16 protein-coding genes and 5 tRNA genes are annotated in these 21338 nt (G+C 69.8%); 12 read left to right on the forward strand and 9 right to left on the reverse strand.

Going from position 1 to position 21338, the window contains the following annotated elements; all coding sequences use genetic code 11:
• Window positions 1–32 precede the first annotated feature (32 nt).
• Both ACWGO0_RS02810 and ACWGO0_RS02815 read left to right on the forward strand, forming a co-directional pair.
• Window positions 33–800: a DsbA family protein gene (locus ACWGO0_RS02810; protein ID WP_453526930.1), complete on the forward strand. Its 768-nt coding sequence runs from the start codon at window positions 33–35 to the stop codon at window positions 798–800.
• Window positions 797–1687 carry a cytochrome c biogenesis CcdA family protein gene (locus ACWGO0_RS02815; protein ID WP_453526933.1) on the forward strand — a complete coding sequence of 297 codons (891 nt, stop codon included), beginning with the start codon at window positions 797–799 and terminating at the stop codon, window positions 1685–1687. Before ACWGO0_RS02810 ends, ACWGO0_RS02815 begins: the two co-directional genes overlap by 4 nt.
• A 37-nt stretch (window positions 1688–1724) precedes the next feature.
• On the opposite strand, the gene ACWGO0_RS02820 is transcribed toward ACWGO0_RS02815, so the two are convergent.
• The 4 genes from ACWGO0_RS02820 to ACWGO0_RS02835 form a co-directional block, all read right to left on the reverse strand.
• Window positions 1725–1801: transfer RNA gene (locus tag ACWGO0_RS02820), tRNA-Phe, on the reverse strand.
• Between the two features lie 22 nt (window positions 1802–1823).
• Window positions 1824–1898: transfer RNA gene (locus tag ACWGO0_RS02825), tRNA-Asp, on the reverse strand.
• Between the two features lie 38 nt (window positions 1899–1936).
• Window positions 1937–2009: transfer RNA gene (locus ACWGO0_RS02830), tRNA-Glu, on the reverse strand.
• Window positions 2010–2088: 79 nt separating this feature from the next.
• Entirely contained in the window at window positions 2089–3627 is a 1539-nt protein-coding gene (locus ACWGO0_RS02835) for a metallophosphoesterase family protein (protein ID WP_453526936.1), read from the reverse strand.
• Window positions 3628–3728: 101 nt separating this feature from the next.
• Here ACWGO0_RS02835 and ACWGO0_RS02840 point away from each other — a divergent pair, with 101 nt between their 5' ends.
• The 8 genes from ACWGO0_RS02840 to ACWGO0_RS02875 all read left to right on the forward strand — a co-directional run bounded on the left by ACWGO0_RS02840 (window position 3729) and on the right by ACWGO0_RS02875 (window position 13635).
• A complete protein-coding gene (locus ACWGO0_RS02840) occupies window positions 3729–4079 on the forward strand; it encodes a metallopeptidase family protein (protein WP_382730935.1) in 351 nt (116 codons plus the stop codon).
• A gap of 59 nt (window positions 4080–4138) precedes the next feature.
• Complete coding sequence (gene crcB / locus ACWGO0_RS02845; RefSeq protein ID WP_453527033.1) at window positions 4139–4588, forward strand: fluoride efflux transporter CrcB; 450 nt, start codon at window positions 4139–4141, stop codon at window positions 4586–4588.
• Entirely contained in the window at window positions 4585–4959 is a 375-nt protein-coding gene (gene crcB / locus ACWGO0_RS02850; RefSeq protein ID WP_453526940.1) for a fluoride efflux transporter CrcB, read from the forward strand. The genes crcB (ACWGO0_RS02845) and crcB (ACWGO0_RS02850) overlap by 4 nt, the downstream gene beginning before the upstream one ends.
• Window positions 4960–5054: 95 nt before the next feature.
• The gene (locus ACWGO0_RS02855) at window positions 5055–5639 is read left to right on the forward strand and encodes a hypothetical protein (RefSeq protein WP_453526943.1); all 585 of its coding nucleotides are present in this window, start codon (window positions 5055–5057) and stop codon (window positions 5637–5639) included.
• A gap of 233 nt (window positions 5640–5872) precedes the next feature.
• Window positions 5873–8335: a DEAD/DEAH box helicase gene (locus ACWGO0_RS02860; RefSeq protein WP_453526946.1), complete on the forward strand. Its 2463-nt coding sequence runs from the start codon at window positions 5873–5875 to the stop codon at window positions 8333–8335.
• Between the two features lie 289 nt (window positions 8336–8624).
• A complete protein-coding gene (locus ACWGO0_RS02865) occupies window positions 8625–11780 on the forward strand; it encodes an FG-GAP-like repeat-containing protein (RefSeq protein ID WP_453526949.1) in 3156 nt (1051 codons plus the stop codon).
• A gap of 95 nt (window positions 11781–11875) precedes the next feature.
• Complete coding sequence (locus ACWGO0_RS02870; RefSeq protein ID WP_453526952.1) at window positions 11876–13459, forward strand: amino acid permease; 1584 nt, start codon at window positions 11876–11878, stop codon at window positions 13457–13459.
• Window positions 13460–13561: 102 nt separating this feature from the next.
• A tRNA-Lys gene (locus ACWGO0_RS02875) sits at window positions 13562–13635 on the forward strand.
• Window positions 13636–13929: 294 nt separating this feature from the next.
• Here the strand turns inward: ACWGO0_RS02875 and ACWGO0_RS02880 are convergent.
• The 5 genes from ACWGO0_RS02880 to ACWGO0_RS02900 all read right to left on the reverse strand — a co-directional run bounded on the left by ACWGO0_RS02880 (window position 13930) and on the right by ACWGO0_RS02900 (window position 19668).
• On the reverse strand, window positions 13930–14346 hold the full coding sequence (locus ACWGO0_RS02880; RefSeq protein ID WP_453526955.1) for a YeeE/YedE thiosulfate transporter family protein: 417 nt from the start codon (window positions 14344–14346) through the stop codon (window positions 13930–13932).
• Window positions 14346–15002, reverse strand: a complete 657-nt coding sequence (locus tag ACWGO0_RS02885) for a YeeE/YedE family protein (RefSeq protein WP_453526958.1) — start codon at window positions 15000–15002, stop codon at window positions 14346–14348. Before ACWGO0_RS02885 ends, ACWGO0_RS02880 begins: the two co-directional genes overlap by 1 nt.
• A 1541-nt stretch (window positions 15003–16543) precedes the next feature.
• Window positions 16544–17815 carry a threonine/serine exporter family protein gene (locus ACWGO0_RS02890; RefSeq protein WP_453526961.1) on the reverse strand — a complete coding sequence of 424 codons (1272 nt, stop codon included), beginning with the start codon at window positions 17813–17815 and terminating at the stop codon, window positions 16544–16546.
• A gap of 120 nt (window positions 17816–17935) precedes the next feature.
• Complete coding sequence (locus ACWGO0_RS02895) at window positions 17936–18166, reverse strand: hypothetical protein (protein ID WP_453526963.1); 231 nt, start codon at window positions 18164–18166, stop codon at window positions 17936–17938.
• 119 nt (window positions 18167–18285) lie between these two features.
• On the reverse strand, window positions 18286–19668 hold the full coding sequence (locus tag ACWGO0_RS02900; protein WP_453526966.1) for an FAD-binding oxidoreductase: 1383 nt from the start codon (window positions 19666–19668) through the stop codon (window positions 18286–18288).
• 266 nt (window positions 19669–19934) lie between these two features.
• Here ACWGO0_RS02900 and ACWGO0_RS02905 point away from each other — a divergent pair, with 266 nt between their 5' ends.
• Together ACWGO0_RS02905 and ACWGO0_RS02910 are read left to right on the forward strand one after the other, a co-directional pair.
• On the forward strand, window positions 19935–21062 hold the full coding sequence (locus tag ACWGO0_RS02905; protein ID WP_453526969.1) for a sulfite oxidase: 1128 nt from the start codon (window positions 19935–19937) through the stop codon (window positions 21060–21062).
• Window positions 21063–21137: 75 nt separating this feature from the next.
• A tRNA-Met gene (locus ACWGO0_RS02910) sits at window positions 21138–21211 on the forward strand.
• Window positions 21212–21338 lie beyond the last annotated feature (127 nt).

Genomic DNA, 21338 nt, shown 5'->3' on the forward strand with positions numbered 1-21338 from the left:
TCTCTCCCGTACCCATCGCACGGAGTAAACGCATGCCCACATCCCTGTCCCCGTCCAAGCCCGTGCTGTACGGCGCGGTCGTCGTCCTCGCCGCCGGGCTCCTCGGTTACGCCTCTTACGCCGCCACCGGACCGGACAGCTCCGGTTCCACTTCCACCTCCTCCTCGGTCGCGGAGGTGAGCGCCGACCCGTCCGCGGGCGTCTACGAGGAACTGGCCGGGCTCGCCCGCCGCGACGCGGGCGACAAGCTGGCACAGGGCCGCACCGACGCACCCGTCGTCCTCATCGAGTACGCCGACTTCAAGTGCGGCTACTGCGGAAAGTTCGCCCGGGACACCGAGCCCGCCCTGATCGAGAAGTACGTGAAGGACGGCACCCTGCGCATCGAATGGCGCAACTTCCCGATCTTCGGCGAGGAGTCCGAGGCCGCCGCCCGAGCGGCCTGGGCCGCGGGACAGCAGGACCGCTTCTGGGAGTTCCACCGCGCCGCCTACGCCGAGGACGCCAAGGACAAGGGCTTCGGCAAGGACCGCCTGAAGGAGCTCGCCCGGGAGGCCGGGGTGAAGGACCTCGACCGGTTCGCCCGCGACACGGAAGGCTCCGCAGCGGCGGAGGCCGTACGCGCCGACCAGGAACAGGGGTACGGAATCGGCGCCACGTCCACCCCGTCGTTCCTCGTCAACGGCCGCCCGATCGCGGGAGCCCAGCCGGCGCAGACCTTCACGCAGGCCATCGAGGCGGCGGCGGAGGCGGCGAAGAACACCGAGAACGCGGGCAGCGCCGGGGACACCGCGAAGTGACGGCGGACATCGGCTACTTCGCGGCCTTTCTCGCCGGGCTGCTGGCCCTGGTCAGCCCGTGCAGCGCCCTGCTCCTCCCAGCCTTCTTCGCGTACTCCATCGACTCCGCCTCACGGCTGCTGGCCCGCACCGGCATCTTCTACGCCGGTCTCGCCACCACCCTCGTCCCCCTCGGCGCGGCAGGCTCCTACGCCGGACGGCTGTTCTACGGCCACCGGGACGCACTGGTCCTCGGGGCGGGCTGGCTGATCATCGGGCTCGGTGTCGCACAGATCGTGGGCCTGGGTTTCGCCTCGCGGCGCATCGCCGCCCTCAGCGGACGCATCCGCCCGACGACCGCGTTCTCGGTCTACGCCCTGGGCGCGGTGTACGGGCTGGCAGGATTCTGCGCCGGCCCGATCCTCGGCAGCGTCCTCACCGTGGCGGCCGTCAGCGGCAGCCCGGTCTACGGCGGACTGCTGCTCGGCGTGTACGCGCTGGGCATGGCCGTTCCGCTGTTCCTGCTGGCCCTGCTCTGGGAACGCTATGAGCTGGGCCGCCGGGCGTGGCTCAGGGGCCGCACGATCCGTGTCGGCCGCTTCGAACTGCACAGCACCACTCTGCTGTCCGGGCTGTTCTTCATCGGCCTCGGCACGCTCTTCCTCGCGTACGACGGGACGACCGCGCTGCCCGGACTGCTGAACGTGGACGACTCGTTCGCCGTGGAGCAGTGGGCCGGGAGCGTGGGGGAGAAGGTGCCGGACGCGGTGCTGTTGGGGGGTGTGGTGGCTGCGGTGGCGCTGGGGCTCGGGGTACGGGCGTGGCGTCGCGCCGGCCGGCAGAAGCAGCAGGAGTCGCAGAAGCAGCAGGAGTCGCAGCAGAAGCGGGAGTCGCAGGAGGTGACCTGACACGACGAAGGCCCCGTCCGGTGGACGGGGCCTTCAGTGGTGGCTGGGGCCGGGATCGAACCGGCGACCTATCGCTTTTCAGGCGATCGCTCGTACCAACTGAGCTACCCAGCCACGCAGCTCTTACGGGCTGCAGCGGTCCTGACGGGATTTGAACCCGCGGCCTCCACCTTGACAGGGTGGCGAGCACTCCAAACTGCTCCACAGGACCAAGCAATGTGCGAGACAAGTCTCGCACACGTTAAAGCGTGCCCCCAACGGGATTCGAACCCGTGCTACCGCCTTGAAAGGGCGGCGTCCTGGGCCACTAGACGATGAGGGCTAAAGGCCCACCGGTTTGCTTTCCAGCGCGTCGGGGACGTGAGAAGCATATGGGATCCGCGGGCGAACGCCAAAACGCTTTAGCCGGAGGGTGTGGGAGCCGTCGGGGAGGGGGAGCGGCCGGCCGTGTTCTCCTCCGGGAGATGGCGGCTGACCTCGGCCGTCGTCAGTCCGAGGCCGCCCAGCGTGATCTCGTCCCAGGCCTGTAGACGGCGCGTCGAGCGGTCCAGGTAGAGCACCGAGGCGCGCACCTTCTCGGGCTGCTCGTTCTGTACGGCGCGCAGGCCCCCGCCGCCCGTGGAGCCCTCGACCTTCAGCCGCGTACCGAACTTGAGAAGTTCGTTCACCCGGTGGTGCACATGGCCGGCCAGGACGAGGGGGACGGTTCCGTCGGTCTCCCTTGCGGCATTCGGGTCATGGGCCACCGCGATGTCGACCGGTGTGCCGGCCCGCTTCTGGTCGCGCAGGGCCGAGGCGAACCGGATTCCCGCCATCCGTGCAGCCGCCTTGCCCTGGGCGGGGACGGAGCGGTCCGGGGTGAACTGGGCGTCGCCGGTGCCCGCCACCCGCAGGCCCCCGACGTTCACGGCGCTGCCCTCGTCCAGGACGCGCACGTTCTTCATGCCCTTCAGGTACGTCTGGGTGATCTTCGAGTCGTGGTTGCCGCGCACCCAGACGTAGGGCGCGCCGAGGTCGCGGACCGGGTCGAGGAAGCCGTTCTCGGCGGCGGTGCCGTGGTCCATGGTGTCGCCGGAGTCGATGATCACGTCGATCTCGTACTGCTCGACGAGTGAGCCGATGATGTGCCAGGCCGCCGGGTTGAGATGGATGTCGGAGACGTGCAGGACGCGGATCGTGGCGGGGTCGGGGCGGTAGACGGGCAGCGTGGACGTGGCGTCGTACAGCTTGGTGACGTTGGTGACGAGGCGGGCCAGTTCCTGCTGGTAGACGTCGAATTCGGTGACGATCGAGCGCGCGTCGCCGACGAGCGAGGGGGCGCTGGAGAGCAGTCCGGAGAATTTCGGCTCCAGGACGGACTTCGGATTCCAGGTGGCGTACGCGGAGATGCCGGACGCGGCCAGGAGCGCCAGTGCCAGGCCGCCCGCCGCGAGGGCGCGGCGCGGGCGGCGGTAGACGGCGAGGCCGAGGGCGGTGGCGCCCGAGACGACGGCCACGCAGGACCGCAACGCCAGGTCGCGGGTGCCGGAGACGACGTCGGTGGTGACTTCGTCCTGGAGGCCGGAGAGCCGTTCGGGGTGTTTGACCAGGGCCTGGGAGCGCACCGGGTCGAGCCGGTCGACATCGACGTCGAGGCGGATCGGGGCGATGTGGGAGTCCAGCTCCAGGGCGCCGAGCGGTGACACGTTGATCCTCGTGCCGCCGGTGAGGGACGGGCGCAGGGTCATATCGGTGTCCATGGGCCCCACCGGCGTACGGACACTTCCGACGATCAGCAGCCCCAGCCAGGCCCCCAGGACGACGACGGCGACGAGGCCGAGCGCGCGGGTGACGGGGTGCGGCGTGTCGGTGAGTGTGCGTACGGGAGTGGCGGAGCGGGAGCGGGAGCGGAGACGGTGCCGGAGGCGGTCGACTGCGGCACGGAACGGGTCGCGGGCCATTGGGCCCGTATGCCCTGGTTCGGGTCCGGACATGCGGGCGGGGGGACAGTGGGTACGGACGGGGCACGCGGTGTGGGCCGGTCGTACGTGACAATGGCGGGGTGCTGGAGATGACGCGCGAGGAGTTCGAAGAGCTGGTGAGCCAAGCTCTTGACCGGATCCCGCCGGAGCTGACGCGGCTGATGGACAACGTCGCGGTGTTCGTCGAGGACGAACCGGACCCCGGTGACCCCGACCTGCTCGGGCTGTACGAGGGCACGCCGCTCACCGATCGCGGTGAGTGGTACGCGGGGGTGCTGCCGGACCGGATCACGATCTACCGCGGGCCGACGCTGCGGATGTGCGAATCGCGCGAGGACGTCGTCGCCGAGACCGAGATCACCGTGGTCCATGAGATCGCGCACCACTTCGGCATCGACGACGAGCGGCTGCACGCCCTGGGTTACGGGTGAGCGAACCCCGGCCCCGCCACGGTGACGTCGGGGGTTCCGCCGTCGACCCGGATGTCGATCTGTCCGATCCCGCGCAGCGGGCGGAGACGGCCGGCGGGGCGAAGTGGAAGGTGCTCGGGGTCATCGCCGCGGGCGGCGCGCTGGGTGCCGTCGCGCGGTACGCGGCCCTGTTGCACTGGCCGGCCGACGGGGACTCCTTCCCCTGGGCGGTCTTCGTCGTCAATGTGTCGGGCTGCGCCCTGATCGGCGTGCTGATGGTGCTGGTGGCCGAGCAGGGTGCGGTGAGCCGGCCGCTGCTGCGGCCGTTCCTCGGGGTCGGGGTGCTCGGCGGGTTCACGACGTTCTCGACGTACGCGGCCGATGTGTCGGAGCTGCTGGTGCGCGAACAGGCGCTGACCGCCATGGCGTACGCGATGGGCACGGTCCTGGCGGCGCTCGGCGCGGTCTGGGGGGCCGCGGCGGGCACACGGGCGGTCCTGGACGCGTACGGGCGCGGGGCGCGCGCATGACCTGGCTGCTGGTCGCGATCGGGGGCGCTGTCGGAGCGCCGCTGCGCTATCTGACGGACCGCGCGGTGCAGGCGCGTCACGGCGCCGGGCTTCCGTACGTCTTCCCGTGGGGGACCTTCACCGCCAACGCCGCGGGCAGCCTGCTGCTCGGTCTGCTGACCGGGGCGGCGGTGTCCGAACCCGTGTACGCCCTGGTGGGTACCGGGCTGTGCGGGGCTCTGACGACGTACTCCACGTTCTCGTACGAGACGCTGCGGCTCGCCGAGAGCGGGCGTGCGTTCCTTGCCGTGGCCAATGTGGTGACGTCGCTGCTGGTGGGCCTCGGAGCGGTGTTCCTCGGCGCTGAACTCGCGGGCGGGTTCGGGGGGTAGCTCCCTTCGCGGGCGTGTCCCCGGTGGGGGTGTGGGAGTTGGGCACGGCGCCCCCTCCTTCCCCGCTTCGCTTTCACGCCCCGGAGGTGCCACCCGTGCGCCAGTTGTCCGCCCCTGTCCGATGGGCAGCCGTCACCGCGTTGACGATCGCCGCGTCCACCGGCTGCATGAGCGTCGGCGACGACGGCGAGAAACCGGCGCCCTCCCGGTCGGCCGGTTCGAAGGGGGCGTCGGCGGGGCCGGACGGCGTGACCGTGCCGGGTTCGGGCCGGGCCGGTTACGGCGGCAGCCGTGCCGAGGCGCAGTCCGACCGCGAGGCCGGGGCGAAGCCGGACCCGAGCGCGTCGGGCGCCACGCCGTCGGCGGCCCCCGGCGGGACGCGGCCGACGCCCGTGCCCGGCGCGCCGCTGCCGAGCACCGGGGGCCGGCCGCCGGCCCCGCAGCCCTCGGCGCCGGGTCCTGGACCCGGCGAACCGCCGCCCCCGCCGGTCACCCCCGAGCCCTCGGATCCGCCCCCTCCGACCCCTGATCCCGAGCCGGAACCGACCCCGCCGCCGGAGCCTTCGGATCAGCCGTCCGCGTCCCCCGCGGCGCAGCTCCGGAACCAGGCGATGAGCGCTCCGGAGAGGCCTGAGACGCAGCGCACACCGGAGGCATCACCGCAGGTCGGGCCGGTGTGAGAGAGGGTGCGCCGGGGCGGCGGAGGGGAGTTCCGGGCAGGTGGTTTGCGCTAAGTGGGTAAGGGTGCGTATGGTTATAGATCGTTTGATCCCATTGCCCGGCGCCGACACAGAAGAGCGCCGTGTGGCGCGTACTCTCCCTTGCCGTGGCTGGACCGCATTGAGGCGGTCGAAATTGCGAAAACACGGAGTTACGGGCGCGTGCCGAGACTCCGGAAGGTTTCGCATTTCGCATGTCAATTTCCAGTTCTGACCACACCGTCATGCCCGAGAACGTCGACAACGACGAGCTCATCACCCTCGACACCATCGAGAGCGTCGAGTCCATCGAGAGCGTCGAGGACGCCGAGCTCGCGGAGCTCGCCGAGGCCGTCGTGGCCGAGGCCGACACCGCAGCCGTCGTCGCTGCCGACCCCGAGGTCGTGAAGGTCGTCGAGGTCGAGGTCGTGGAGGTCGTGGAGACCCCCGCCCCCGTCGAGGTCGTGGAGACCCCCGCAGCCGAGGTCGCCCAGACCCCTGAGGTCGCCGCCGAAGACAGCACCGAGGCCGAAGACGCCGAGGACGCCGAGCCGACCGTCACCTTCGGTTCGCTCGGTCTGCCCGAGGGCATCGTCCGCAAGCTCGCCCAGAACGGCGTCACCGCGCCCTTCCCGATCCAGGCCGCGACCATTCCGGACGCCCTGGCCGGCAAGGACATCCTGGGCCGTGGCCGTACCGGCTCCGGCAAGACCCTCTCCTTCGGTCTCCCGACCCTGGCCACGCTGGCCGGCGGTACCACCGAGAAGAAGAAGCCCCGCGCGATCATCCTGACGCCGACGCGTGAGCTCGCGATGCAGGTCGCGGACGCGCTTCAGCCGTACGGCGACGTACTCGGCCTGAAGATGAAGGTCGTCTGCGGCGGTACGTCGATGAGCAACCAGATCTACGCGCTGGAGCGCGGTGTCGACGTCCTCGTCGCCACCCCGGGCCGTCTGCGCGACATCATCAACCGTGGCGCCTGCTCCCTGGCGAACGTCCAGGTCGCCGTCCTCGACGAGGCCGACCAGATGTCGGACCTGGGCTTCCTGCCCGAGGTCACCGAGCTGCTCGACCAGATCCCCGGCGGCGGCCAGCGCATGCTCTTCTCCGCCACCATGGAGAACGAGATCGGCACCCTGGTCAAGCGCTACCTGAGCAACCCGGTCACCCACGAGGTGGACAGCGCCCAGGGCAACGTCTCGACCATGTCGCACCACGTCCTCGTCGTGAAGCCGAAGGACAAGGCGCCGGTCACGGCCGCGATCGCCGCCCGCAAGGGCCGCACGATCATCTTCGTCCGCACCCAGCTGGGCGCCGACCGTATCGCCGAGCAGCTCATCGAGTCCGGCGTGAAGGCCGACGCGCTGCACGGCGGCATGACGCAGGGCGCCCGCACCCGCGTTCTCGAGGACTTCAAGAAGGGTTACGTCAACGCGCTCGTCGCGACCGACGTGGCCGCCCGCGGTATCCACGTCGACGGCATCGACCTGGTCCTGAACGTGGACCCGGCCGGCGACCACAAGGACTACCTGCACCGCTCGGGCCGTACCGCCCGCGCCGGCAAGTCCGGTGTCGTCGTGTCGCTGGCGCTTCCGCACCAGCGCCGCCAGATCTTCCGCCTCATGGAGGACGCGGGCGTCGACGCCTCGCGTCACATCGTGCAGGGCGCGGGCGTCTTCGAGCCCGAGGTCGCCGAGATCACCGGTGCCCGTTCGCTGACCGAGGTCCAGGCCGACTCCGCGAACAACGCCGCCAAGCAGGCCGAGCGCGAGGTCGCCGACCTGACGAAGCAGCTGGAGCGCATCCAGCGCCGTGCCGGCGAGCTGCGCGAGGAGGCCGACCGCCTGGTCGCCCGCGCCGCACGCGAGCGTGGGGACGACCCCGAGGAGGCAGTGGCCGCGGCCGCCGCCGAGGCGGAGGCCGCGATCGAGGCCGCCGCAGCGGCAGTGCCCGAGCCGCAGCCGGCCGTGCGCGAGGAGCGCCGTGACGACCGCGGCAACTTCGAGCGCCGTGACAACCGCGGCGGCGACCGTGGTGGTTACCGCGGTGGCAACGACCGCAACGACCGCGGCGGTGACCGTGGTGGCCGTTCCTTCGAGCGTCGTGACGACCGTGGTGGCAGCCGTCCGTCCTTCAACCGGGACAACGACCGTCCGTCGTTCAACCGCGACCGTCGTGACGAGCGTCCGTCCGGTGGCTTCCGCTCCGGTGGTTCCGGTGGCGGCGACCGTCGTGACGACCGTGGTGGCAGCCGTCCGTCCTTCAACCGGGACAACGACCGCCCGTCGTTCAACCGCGACCGTCGTGACGAGCGCCCCTCGGGCGGCTTCCGCTCCGGCGGCGCCGGTGGCAACGACCGCGGCGGCGACCGTGGTGGCCGTCCCTTCGAGCGTCGCGACAACGACCGCCCGTCCTTCAACCGCGACAACGACCGCCCGTCGTTCAACCGCGACCGTCGTGACGAGCGCCCGTCCGGTGGCTTCCGCTCCGGTGGCGGCGACCGCCCGTTCAACCGTGACCGTCGTGACGAGCGTCCCTCGGGCGGCTTCCGCTCCGGCGGCGCCGCCGACCGCCCGACCGGTCGCCGCGACGACCACCGCGGTGGCACCGGCACCGGCACGAGCACCGGCTCGTTCGGCCGCCGCGACGACAAGCCGCGCTGGAAGCGCAACGGCTGATCGCAGTTGAACAGGTCTGAACAGGCCTGACTGAACGACCGGCAGGGCCCGTACGACACCGAATCGGTGACGTACGGGCCCTGCCGTCTTTCCCCGGCCCCAACCCGTGTTGAACGGGTTCGAAAAGCGCCTTCCGCTGCTCGTGACGTGCTGTTAGGCTCCGTCCACTTGCGTGGGGGTACTGCTGGGGGGCAGGTCCGGAGCGCTCAACCGAGCCCGGACAACGAACTTTGTACGGACATCGCGCCATCCCCCATGCCTGCTTTCTGATCCATGGGGAGGAACCAGAGTGGCCAACCGAGCCCTCACGAGCGGCGTTGTCGCCGCCGCACTTGTCATGTCTGTCACCACGGCAGTGGGGCCCGCCGCCATGGCCGCACCGGCGGTGACCTCACCGCCGGCCGATTCCGTCGCAACGGCACTCGGGACGGGAACGGCCGAGCCGGTGGTGGTCCCGGCCGCGATGCAAGACTCCCTGCAGGACTTCAACTCCGTCGCTACCGGTAGCCCGTACAACGCCGATGCCGCCGGCCGGACGGGCGTCTTCCATAAGACGTCCAGTGGCACGGCCGGCTACGCATGGACGCGCTACTCCGACGGCCGGACGTTCTCCGCGGCTCCGACCGGCAGCGGAGAGGTCACTCAGACATACGGCACGGGCACCGACACGATCGCCTACCGGCGGGGGAACGACGTCGAACTGCGCGACATGGCCGCCGGTACGACGCAGTTCGTGACCATGCCGGAAGGACTCACCTTCTCCGGTGTGTACGGCAGCACGGTCGTCGCGGTGAAACTGGAGACCCAGGAATCCTCGGGCACGACCAGCACCGTGGCCACGGAGGCCCACCTCGTGGATGTGCATGAGGACGGGACCGTACGCGACCGCAGGGTGACCGGCCTTCCCGAGGGCGCGTGGTTGTACCCCAGCCAGACGGTCGTGACCGGGGACAGCACCGCCGTCGCGCTGCGCATCGTGCACGAGGCAAAAGCGCGTCTGGCCATGGTCGACATCGCGACCGCTCGGATGACGGCGTACACGCAGCGGATCGCGGGTACGTCCGGCTTCCTGCTGACATCCCGATACCTGGTCTGGTACGGAAACGGCACCGGCTCGACGATCTCCGTGCTGCCGAGGTCCGACATCGGTGCCACCCCGACCGTCCTCACCGAGCCGGCACCCACCGAGCGCTACGTCACCTACCTCCGCCTGGTCGGAGACTGGCTGATCCACAGCCGCGGCTGGGGTACCCCGCTCATGGCCACCCCGCTCTCCGGCGGCCCGTCCCGGGAGCTGTTGAAGCGGTCCGAGCCGGCGATCTCCGTGGCGGACGACGGTTCGGCCGTGGTCGTCGGCGGCGCCACCGGCCTCGCGAGCGACAGGGAATGGGGGGCGTACCGCATCACCGAGGGCCAGGACGGCATACCGGAACTGAACCGGGTGATCGACCTGGCCGCGCTGCCGGTGGAGGTGCAGGGAATCGGTCTCGCCCGGGGCCATCTGACGGTCGCGGACAGCCGTACCGGGGGACGCAGAGGCACCGTCCGCGCCCTGAAGGTGCAGGGGACGCCGGCCTACGGGGACGCCGACGGAGTAAACATGGACCTGGCTTCGGAGTGCCGTCCGGAAGACGACCCCGACTGCCATGTGATGTTCGGCTCCAACAACGGAGGCGTCACCGTCCTGGACCGTCAGGCGTCGCGCGGCGACAAGGTGATTTTCGCCGGGTGGACTTCGTTGGCCACCGGCCAGTGGGGCGGCGCGCTCACGGACGCCGACGGCGAATACGCCGTCTACACCAACAAGGACGCAACCGAGCAGACCGTCTACCGGGCCGACCCGAGCGAGAAGATCCTGACGCGCGCTCCCGTCGCGTCCGCGCTCTGGGCCGGAACGCTGTGGAGCGCCGGTCAGACGCCCGGCACCGTCACCGCGTACGACCTCGTGAAGCGCCGGACAACGGCGACGGTAGACCTCGGATCGGGCTGTGCGCCACAGGAACTTCAGGCACTGGGCCGGTGGTTGTACTGGTCGTGCGGGGAGTCCGGCGGCGCCGGGGTCTTCGACCGTACGACGAGGAAGTCGCTCGCCGTACCCGCCGACGAGGCTCTGCTTGGCGACGGCTATCTCGTACGCCACGACAAGCCCGCCGGGAAGCTGGAACTGACCGATCTGGTGACGGGTATCGCCACCGGGACGGTGACGAGCCGGGTCGTCGCGGACCTGCCGGCGACCGCGCAGGCGCAGCGGCGGGTGGCGTGGACGGTCGACAAGTACGGCGGGCACCTCGCATACGTGGATGCCGGGCAGCGGGTGCACGTGGTGCCGACCGGAGTACCCACGCAGGCGTTGTCGGCCCGCGACGAGCGGCGGACGGAACTGCCCAGTCCCACCGGCGGATATCCGGGCGACTGGACCTACTGGGCAACGCTCTCCAAGCCCGCCTCGTCCTGGAAGGCCTCTTTCAAGGACCGGCGGACAGGGAAGGTGGTCCGTACCGTCACGGGCGGCGAGGCGCGGGGAGCGTTTTATGCGGAATGGGACGGCCGCACCGACCTCGGCAAGCTCGCCGTCAACGGCCGCTACGACTGGACGCTGACCGTCCAGCCCGCCGACGGTCATGGTGCCGCCCTGACCAGGACCGGTGAGTTCGCCCTGACGCACGCGGCTCCGGCCTGGCGCGATTTCGCCGGCAGGGACGGTCTGGGCGATCTCTTTTTCGCCGTGGACGAGAGCACGGTCGGACTGCGCCGGGGACGCCTGCCCGGGACGGTCGGTCCGCACACCATGCAATGGAGCCTGGGCGACGTGGCCTCCAAGAGAATCGTCCCCACCGGAGACCTCCGGGGCGACGGGTGCAACGACTATCTGGCGGTCAAGGATGACGGCACGCTGCTCAGGCTCGACGGAACCTGTGACGACGACAGCGGTTACGGGTTTCACACGGAGCCGGCGAAGATCGGTATCGGCTGGAAGGCGTACGACCTGTTCGCGCCCGGCGACATCAACGGGGACCAGGTCGCGGACCTGCTGGCACGTCAGAAGTCGACCGGCTACCTCTACCTCTATCCGGGTGACGGCAACGGCCGGCTGAAGGCGCGCACCAAGATCGGCATCGGCTGGAACGGCCTGACGGTCGTCGGCGCGGGCGATCTGACCGGCGACGGGTTCGGAGACCTGCTGGTCCGTGACAAGGCGGGCGTGCTGTGGCGTTACAACGGCACGGGCACCGGCCGAGTGGCACCGAAGGTGAGGATCAGCGCGGGCTGGCAGGTGTACAACGCGCTCGCGGCTGTCGGTGACATCACGGGAGACGGGAAGAACGACTTGCTGGCCCGGGACACGGCCGGGGTGCTCTGGCGGTACACCGGCACCGGAAGGGGCACCTTCCTCGCGAAGTCCCGGATGGGGCCGGGCTGGCAGAAGTATCCGAAGGTGTTCTGAGGTATGCGGCGCGTGGGCACGGCTCGGCGGATCGGTTACCAGAGCGTGCTGTGAACCGCGCATGTCATGCCCTCGGCGAGGGAATCGCTGGGGGCATGACAAACCGCGAAGCCGGGGCCGCCGAGCCCCCACCACCGCCCGACGCCACCGTTCCCGCTCCTGTGCGAGCTCGCACCCCTGCTGGAGCTCCCACCCCGACCTCCGACGAAGACCGCCTGGCCGAACTCGGCTATACCCAGGTACTCGCCCGCCGGATGTCCGCCTTCTCCAACTACGCCGTCTCGTTCACGATCATCTCGGTGCTCTCCGGCTGCCTGACCCTCTACCTGTTCGGCATGAACACCGGCGGCCCGGCCGTCATCACCTGGGGCTGGGTCGGGGTCGGCCTGATGACGTTGTTCGTCGGCCTGGCGATGGCGGAGATCTGTTCGGCGTACCCGACCTCCGCGGGCCTCTACTTCTGGGCCCACCGTCTCGCCCCACCGCGTTCGGCGGCGGCCTGGGCGTGGTTCACGGGCTGGTTCAACGTCCTCGGGCAGGTCGCCGTCACCGCGGGCATCGACTTCGGGGCGGCGTCGTTCCTGGGCGCGTACCTGAACCTGCAGTTCGGCTTCGAGGTCACGCCGGGCCGTACGATCCTGCTGTTCGCCGCCATCCTGATCCTGCACGGCCTGCTCAACACGTTCGGCGTGCGGATCGTGGCGATCCTCAACAGCGTGAGCGTCTGGTGGCACGTCATCGGCGTCGCGGTCATCGTCGGCGCCCTCACCTTCGTACCGGACTCGCACCAGTCGGCGTCGTTCGTCTTCACCGAATTCGTCAACAACACCGGGTGGGACAGCGGCTTCTACGTCGTGATGATCGGCCTGCTGATGGCCCAGTACACCTTCACCGGGTACGACGCCTCCGCCCATATGACGGAGGAGACCCATGACGCGGCCATGGCGGGCCCACGCGGAATCGTCCAGTCCATCTGGACCTCCTGGATCGCCGGCTTCGTCCTCCTCCTCGGCTTCACCTTCGCCATCCAGTCGTACGACGGAGCCCTCACCTCATCGACCGGCGCCCCGCCCGCCCAGATCCTCCTGGACGCCCTGGGCGCCACGACCGGCAAACTCCTGCTGCTCGTCGTCATCGGAGCCCAGCTCTTCTGCGGCATGGCCTCCGTCACCGCCAACAGCCGCATGATCTATGCCTTCTCCCGGGACGGCGCGCTGCCCTTCTCCCGCATCTGGCACACGGTCAGCCCGCGGACCCGCACCCCTGTCGCAGCTGTCTGGCTCGCCGCGATGGCAGCCCTCGCCCTCGGCCTCCCCTACCTGATCAACGTCACCGCGTACGCCGCCGTGACCTCGATCGCCGTGATCGGTCTCTACATCGCGTACGTCATCCCCACCCTGCTCCGTCTGCTGCGCGGCGACGACTTCACCCCGGGCCCCTGGCAGCTGGGCCGCTGGTCGCGCCCCATCGGCATTGTCGCGGTGGTGTGGGTGGCGGTGATCACTGTGCTCTTCATGCTGCCCCAGGTGTCGCCGGTCACGTGGGAGACCTTCAACTACGCCCCGATCGCGGTCCTGGTGGTCCTCGGCTTCGCGGCCACCTGGTGGCTGGCCTCGGCCCGCCACTGGTTCCTCAAGCCGGATCACAAGCGCACGGACACGGCCGACGGGCCCATCTGACCGGACGACGCGCACCCCGCGTGACCGGCCGCGACGGGCCCGGCACCGGATACCGGATCGGCTGGCGGGCGCGGGCGGGCTATGCTCGGGGGTGATCCGCGAGGGCCGTTAGCTCAATTGGTCAGAGCAGCGGACTTTTAATCCGTTGGTTGTGGGTTCGAGTCCCACACGGCCTACCGGTGGCGGGGGAGGGAAACACCCCCTGACCTGCTACGCAGCGCCTGATTCGACTTCGGTCGAGTCGGGCGCTGCCTCGCGTTCGGGCGCTTGCGTGAGCGGACGTGCCTTGGGAGGGCGCAGCGAGCAGGGTCCAGGAGGACGGATGGCCCTCCTGGCGCGGCCTCAACTCTGGCAGCCGCACCCCGACATCCCTGGACTGCCGAACCGGGCCTCGGAGTGGTCGAGTTCCAGGAGGGCGGCGGCCTGCCGTACAGACGTCTCGTCGGGCTCGTGTCGGTGGGCGCCCTTGGTTACAGCCCGCAGGAGCCCTGGTCGAGGTGGAAGTACCGGGCGTTGGCCCAGCGGCACAGCCGGATACCGACGATGACGCCGACGATTGTGATCAGGGCAGGCAGGTATCCGCTGGCGACCTGGATGATCGGGATTGCAGGGCACCCACCGGAGATCGCCCAGCCCGTACCGAACAACACCGCGCCGGGGACCACGCCCCCGTGGATGCGCCCTGGGGTGCGGCGGACCCGCAGCAGAGCGAATACGCACACGATGATCACCACGGCGCCGGCGAAGGAGAGGAGCATGCGCACGTCCTGGAAGGTGAACATGCGGTTCAGTTCGGCGTAGTCGCCGAAGCCGATGTTGGTGACGGTGTAGCCGAGGGCCAGGCCTGTGATGATGCTGGCCAGCAGAATCGCGCCGCGGGTACGCATCAGATCACCTTCCACAGGAGGAACGACACCGCGATGGCGGTGCCGAAGAACACGGCGGTCGCGACGATGCTGACCGGCCTCAGCCTGCCGCAGCCGCTGAGTCCGTGGCCGGAGCTGCACCCGCCGGCCAGCCGAGTGCCGAAGCCGACCAGTACACCTCCCACGAACAGCAGGGCGATCATGGTGGTCGGATTGGCGGTGACCAGGTCCCGAAAACCTGGGCCCATATCGAAGCGGAGCTGGAACCGCCCCGAAGTGACCGCGGCGATCAGTCCGCCGATGAAGACCGATATCAGCAGGGCGGCCTGGGTGACCAGCGGGGCCGGGCGCAGGCTCGTGGCCGCGGGGCTCTCGCTCGCCGCTGGTTCGGGATCCGCTTCGAGCGGCTGCGGATTCCCGTACGGAACCTGTGCCAGGGTGGACGGGCCGGTGCCGGTGCCGAAGTGCTCCGCCGTAGCTGCGGCGAGCGCATCGGCGAGAGCTTGATCGTCGGTGAACTCCTCGTCCATCTCCTCGAGGTGGCGTTCGCGGCGCCAGTGCAACACGCGATCCCACGCGGACGACACCCCGAAAGACCGATCGGTGATGAGGGTGTAGTTGATGGTGACCAGAGCGAGCCCGATAGCGCCCGCCCACCAGGGCCAGTAGGTACTCATGCGGGTCCTCTCATCCAATCGGCAATTCGGGCCAACCAGCCGCGCTTCGAGGGAACCTGTGGTGACGATGACGGTTGGTGTTGCCAGACAGGTGCCGGCGCAGATGTCGCCCCGAAGTGGCCCGGGGCCCCCGGTGGCACGGTTCCGGGTTCTGACTGCCCGTATGGGTGGGCCGGCGCCGGCTGGAACCAGGGCGCGGCCTCCGGGGACCACGCATCGGGCGCGGCCTGCCGGGGTACCTCCCCTGGGTTGGCGGCGCCGTACCGGTCCGCCTCGGCGACGCCTTCGAGGTGTCGCGCGCGGGCTCCGTTGGGCAGCAGGCTGATCGGCACGCGCTCGCCGGTGAGTGACACCTGGTAGCGCGCACAGCCGAGCCACTGATCGTCGCTGTCGCAGTAGTATTCGCGCCAACCTCGCAAGCTCGCCCTAAGTAGGGGGAAAAGGGGGCATCCTGCGGCGTGTGAGCAACTCACGTTGCTCCCTCCTGATCGGCGCACACCACCCGTTCGGGGAGAGTGGTTGCCGTTCTCGATTCTTGCCCTCGCCGCGCTTGGTCGACGATCTGCAAAAGCGACGCGGTGACGGGCGGTGGCAATAAGGCTCTGTGTCTCGATTCCGTGACCGGGCGTGATGCAATCACTATTTCGATGCCCCGAGCAAATTCAGGGTATTTTTCAATCGGACCACTTGACGCTACGTCGCGAGATGTTCCGCGCGACGGATATGTGGCGTCTGTCCCTCATTTCCGGATATTTACAACTGGCAATGGGGCTCACTTGGATCACTATTCGGCTCCATGGTCGCGGCCCGTGCAGATACAGGTCAGCTGTTTATGGAGAGGGTGAAAATACTGAAGCCCCTTGTGATGGTGACGTGAATATCGTGGATCTCGAATGAAGAGCTAATGGGGAAGAATTATGTGCCAGCGTGCTGTCTGCCGGTCGTGCCGGAAGATGACCTATGAGGGCTGCGGGAGGCATGTGGACCAAGTGCTCATGGGCGTGCCGACGGCTCAGCGGTGCATGTGTGAGCCTGCGGAGGGCAGCGGTGCGCGCGCAGTGGGGGCGGCGGCTCGATCGGAATCGATGCCGGTCCGACAGGGCGAGTCGCCGCGACAGGCGCAGGTCCGATCGGGGGGTGGCAGGTGGGCCCGGCTCATCAATTGGGCGAAAAGCCCGGCATAAGGCAATCAGTCGACTGTGCGTTCTTCGGACTCTTTGGGTAGAAGACGTTGGTTATTGCGCCATGAAAACCCGGATTTCGAACTCCAGGACGCCGCCTCCGCTACGCCGAAGAGCGCCAGAGCGCGATGGCGCTACGGATGCAGAGCTGGCAGCTGGTCGTCGCCGACGTGAATTTTGAGCGATTCGTGCGCGGACGGTACGGCGCCCTGCCGGTTACGTCGCTACGGGAATTGGAGTGAACGGCCCTCGGTAGTGGGAGAGGCGGTCTTCATCGGCGGGGCCGCGGGCAGCCGGATGATCCCGTCGCCCAGGCTGCCGCCCGCGAACACGCCCACCGGATTCAGCTGACTCGCTCTCCTACACGCGTGCGAGGTCCCTGGATCGGGCGGTCGCGGTCGCGCCGACCATCAGCCCCAGTGCGATGGCCGTGACGATCGTGATCAGTTTGAGCAGGTCCGTGAAGCCGGCGATGACGTGGCCTCCGGCCAGAGTGGTCAGCCCGCGCATGCCCAGCGAGCCGACGGTGAGGGTGAAGAAGCCGGGCAGCAGCAGGACCGGGCGTGGGGGCATGCCGGGGCGGTGGCTGAGGAGATTGGCCGCAGCCGCCAGCACCACGGCCGCCGTGAAGGTCCCGGCCGTCTCACCCACCGCCTTCGTCACCAGCGACTGCACGCCCACGGTGACGTAGACGAGCACCACGAGCTGGGGCAGCAGACGCATCGGAATCGCGAAGGCGAGCACGGCACCGACGGTGAAGACCGCCCAGCTGCAGAACAGCGCCCAGCGCGGCAGGTCCGAGGCCGCTGCCACGTCGAACAGCTGTCGCGCGGACGAGCCGGTCAGTGCGAGCCCCAGCAGAACTCCCACGTACAGCTGCACCAGCAGGAACACCGCGTACACCAGCCGGATCGCACCAGTGGTCATCAGCCCGGCACCCAGTTCCGCCACCGCGGCACTCAGGTAGTCACCGGGCACGAAGAAGAACAGCGCCGGCAGCATCAGCAGGACCGGCCCCCCGTGCCCGGCATCCCGGGCGAAGACCGTCAGCGTCACGACGGAGACCAGTGTGGAAGCCGCCAGTGGCAGGAGCAGCGCCAGCCGCGGCAGCCGGTCCCCCGCCACCGCCAGCCCCCCGGCCAGCACCGCCAGCACTGCAGTGGAACCGATCTCGTACCACGTGGCCTGCATCAGCGGCGCGAACCCGAGAGCGATCAGCACGATGCCCGCCAGCTTTCCCCACCACGGATACGGGGCCGGCTGCTCCTCGATGCGCCGCAGACGCTCACGCGCCGCCGCCACCGACATCCCTCCGCCCCGGATCTCCTCCATCAGAGGCTTGAGAGCCACCAACTGATCGAGCCGCAACACCTCCGGCATCGCGCGCACCGTCACCGTGGACGCCGCGCCCGAGACCGCTGTGACGGTGACGACCGCCCCGTCGGGAACCAGTACGAGCGACACCTGATGCCCGTACGCCTCGGCGGCCTCGCGAGCACCGCGCCCGATCAGCTCGGCGCCCTCACCGGAGGAGGCCAGCAGAATCCTGACCAGCCGGACCACAAGGTCCACCACCTCGCCGCCCGGAACGCCCTCACCATCGGTCGCCGCGGCTGCTTCGGTCGATTCCATACCGGATCATCCCAAGACTGAACAGCCGCAGCAGAGTGCCACGCCAACTGGGTGACGCACCGGCTGTCCCGGGATGGCGCAAGCCGCTCCGTTGGTCAGGTGAGTTGGCCGGTCACCGGCTCAGTCGAGGCCCTCGGCTCTGAGGTCGTAGACCAGCAGGAGCGTCCGGTAGGACTCGTCGGGTACGTCGCGGCAGGCCTTGGGGCGGTTACTGAGCGTCGAGTGGTTGTCCAGCGCCCTCTCGCACGTCGCGCGCACCTGCGCTTCGGACTGTGTGCAGGCGCCGAGAGTCGTGAGCAGGAGCATCGCTCCGAGAGCGGCGGTGGCGGTGGCGGTCGTACGGGTACGCATGGTCTCCCCGGGGGCAGTGCGTGACAGGGGAGACATTATCGGGCAATGGGGGTGAGTCGGTGGGGGAGTTGGGGTGCTTTGCACCCGGACGTGTCACCCGTGGAGGGGTGTGCTGACGGTCATTCGGTCGGTTCGATGTTCTGGTTGGCGTGGAACAGGTTGTCGGGGTCGTACGTCTTCTTGATGGCGGCGAGCCTGTCGAAGTGGTCGCGGTAGGTCGACCTGACGCGCTCCGGGCTCTCGCCCGCGCCGATGAAGTTCACGTACGCACCGCCCATGGAGTGCGGGTGCAGCTCGTCCCAGTAGTCGATCGCCCACTGCGTGACCGTCGCGGCGTTGGACGGGTCGGGGTCGATGCCGGCGATGACGCCGGACCAGACGGCGTCCCGGAAGGCCCACGCGGTGTCGTCCTGGCCCACCCGGCCCGCCGCCGCGTCGACCGGGTAGAGGTGCATCGTCGACAGGTCGGAGGGGAGGCTCTCCGCGTATCTGGCGTGCACATCGATGGCCTCGTCCGAGATCCGGTCGAAGAAGTCCCCGCGCCAGTACCACTGGAGGCCCTTGGGGATCAGTTCGTCGAACAGTGTCTGGAGTGCCGGATAGGGCATCGGCGACGTGAAGTGGAAGGCGGGCGGGCCGGCCTCCTCGACGACGGCCAGGGTCTTGTCCACCGCGGCGGGCTCGTCGCCCGTGAGGCACCACACGATCCCGCACATCTTCTGGCCGTGGATCTCCTCGGGGAACGGCGGGCCGGGCGGGACCACCAGCGTCGCGAAGAAGCCGTTCACGTCCTCGGGCGCCTGCGGTATGAACTCCCGGTACCACCGCAGCACTTCGCCGATCATGTCCAGCGGCCACACCGTGATCCCCATGCCCACGGTGCCCACCGGATGCAGCCGGAACTCGAACGAGGTGACGACCCCGTAGTTCCCGCCGCCGCCACGCAGCGCCCAGAACAGGTCGGCGTTCTCGTTCTCGTTCGCCGTGACGAAGCTGCCGTCCGCCAGGACCACATCGGCGGAGAGCAGATTGTCCACCGTCAGGCCGTACTTACGGGTGAGGTAGCCGTGTCCGCCACCGAGGGTGAGGCCCCCGACGCCCGTCGTCGACATGATGCCCGCGGGCGTCGCCAGACCGAATCCGTGCGCCGCGTGGTCGAGGTCGCCGAGCTGCGCGCCACCGGCGACCCGTGCCGTACTCGTGGCCGGATCGACCCGTACTCCGCGCATCCGCGACAGGTCGATGGTGACGCCGTCGTCCACGAGGCAGAGCCCGGCGCCGCTGTGTCCGCCTCCCCGGACGGCGAGTTCGAGTCCGTTGTCGCGGACGAAGTCGACCGCGGCCATGACATCGGCCGCGTCCATGCACCGCACGATCGCCGCCGGCCGTTTGTCGACCATGGCGTTGTAGACGGTGCGGGCCTCCAGGTACTCGGGGTCCAGCGGTCCGATGACCGGGCCGCGCAGCGCGTCCTTCATCGCCTCGAATGTGGTGCCGTCCATGGCCGTCTCCTCGCCGAAGCCGTCATCTCGCGGAAGGTGTCTCCAAGCCGAGCTGTCTCCTCGCCGACGCGCGGATCGGCAGCACACATTGCACGCCGACGCTTCGGCCCTCCCCGACAGCCACCGGCGGACCGGCACCGCAGGGCTGGTACCTCAACCCTCCCGCCGGTCGCGGAACCGCGCAATCCGGCCGCCGCAGCGTGCGCGGGACGGCACACACCGTGCGCCGGAGGGCCGAACTCCGGGCGCAGGAGCACCATGAAGTCATGGACGGGGACGGACACCTCGACGGCATCAGCACCCCAGGGCGCCTCGCCGGACCGGGCGAGGGAATCAGCCCGGAGGAGCTCGCACTCGCGGCCCGCAACCACGGTCTCCCGCTGGAGGCCCTGCGGTACGAGGTCACGCCGCCCGGTCTGCACTACGTTCTCGTCCATTACGACATCCCCGCCGCCCGCGCCGAAGACTGGCGGCTCTCCGTCGACGGACGGGTCCGGAAGCCGCTGACGCTGGACCCGGCGGCCCTGCGCTCGTTCCCGGCGGTCACGCACCGCGTGACGATGGAGTGCGCGGGCAACGGCCGGGCCGGGCTCTCCCCTCGGCCAGTGAGCCAGCCGTGGCTGGCCGAGGCGGTCGGCACGGCCGAGTGGACCGGTGTCCCGCTGCGGCTGCTGCTCGCCGAGGCCGGTGTGGAGGCGGACGCCGTCGAGGCCGTCTTCGTCGGCGCGGACCACGGGGTCGAGCGCGGCGTCGAGCAGGACTACCGGCGGAGCCTGCCCCTGGATATCGCCGAGGGGCAGGACCCGGAGGTGGTGGTGGCGTACGGCATGAACGGGGCGCCGCTGCCGCCCCAGCACGGCTGCCCGCTGCGGCTGGTGGTGCCCGGCTGGTACGGCATGGCGTCCGTGAAGTGGCTGCGCCGGATCACGCTCACCGCCACCCCGTTCACCGGATTCCAGCAGACGGTTGCCTACCGCTACCGGCAGGAGGCCGAAGAGTCCGGCGAGCCGGTCACCCGTATCGCCCCGCGCGCGCTGATGATCCCGCCGGGTTTCCCCGATTTCATGTCGCGGACCCGTGTCGTACGCCCCGGAACCGTGCTGCTCGAAGGCCGCGCGTGGTCCGGGCGCGCCCCCGTCGCCAAGGTCGAGGTGAGTACGGACGACTGCCGTACGTGGAGCGATGCCGTACTCGCGGCGCCGACGGGGCACGGGTGGGCGTGGCGGGGCTGGCAGGCGCACTGGACGGCCACGCCCGGGAGCCACGTGCTCGGCGTCCGTGCCACCGATGCCTCCGGCGCCGCCCAGCCCCTGGTCCAGCGCTGGAACCGGGGCGGGTTCGGCAGCAATCACGTCCAGCGGGTCGCTGTGTTCTGCACACCGGAGACGGGCTGACGGCCGCCCGTCCTCCGCCCTCGGTGGCAGGTGGTCATGAGCCCGTCCCGGATGCCGTAGAGTTGTGTTTACCGACGCGGGGTGGAGCAGCTCGGTAGCTCGCTGGGCTCATAACCCAGAGGTCGCAGGTTCAAATCCTGTCCCCGCTACTGAAGGACCGGGCCCGGCACGCACACAGCGTGCCGGGCCCGAGTCGTTTCCCGGGCCCGGCGGGCCCTGAAGGCCGGCTCCGGCACGGCTCCTCCCTTTGGCCGATGACGAGTCGCCGCACGGCGC

The organism is Streptomyces sp. NPDC055749 (assembly GCF_053617235.1).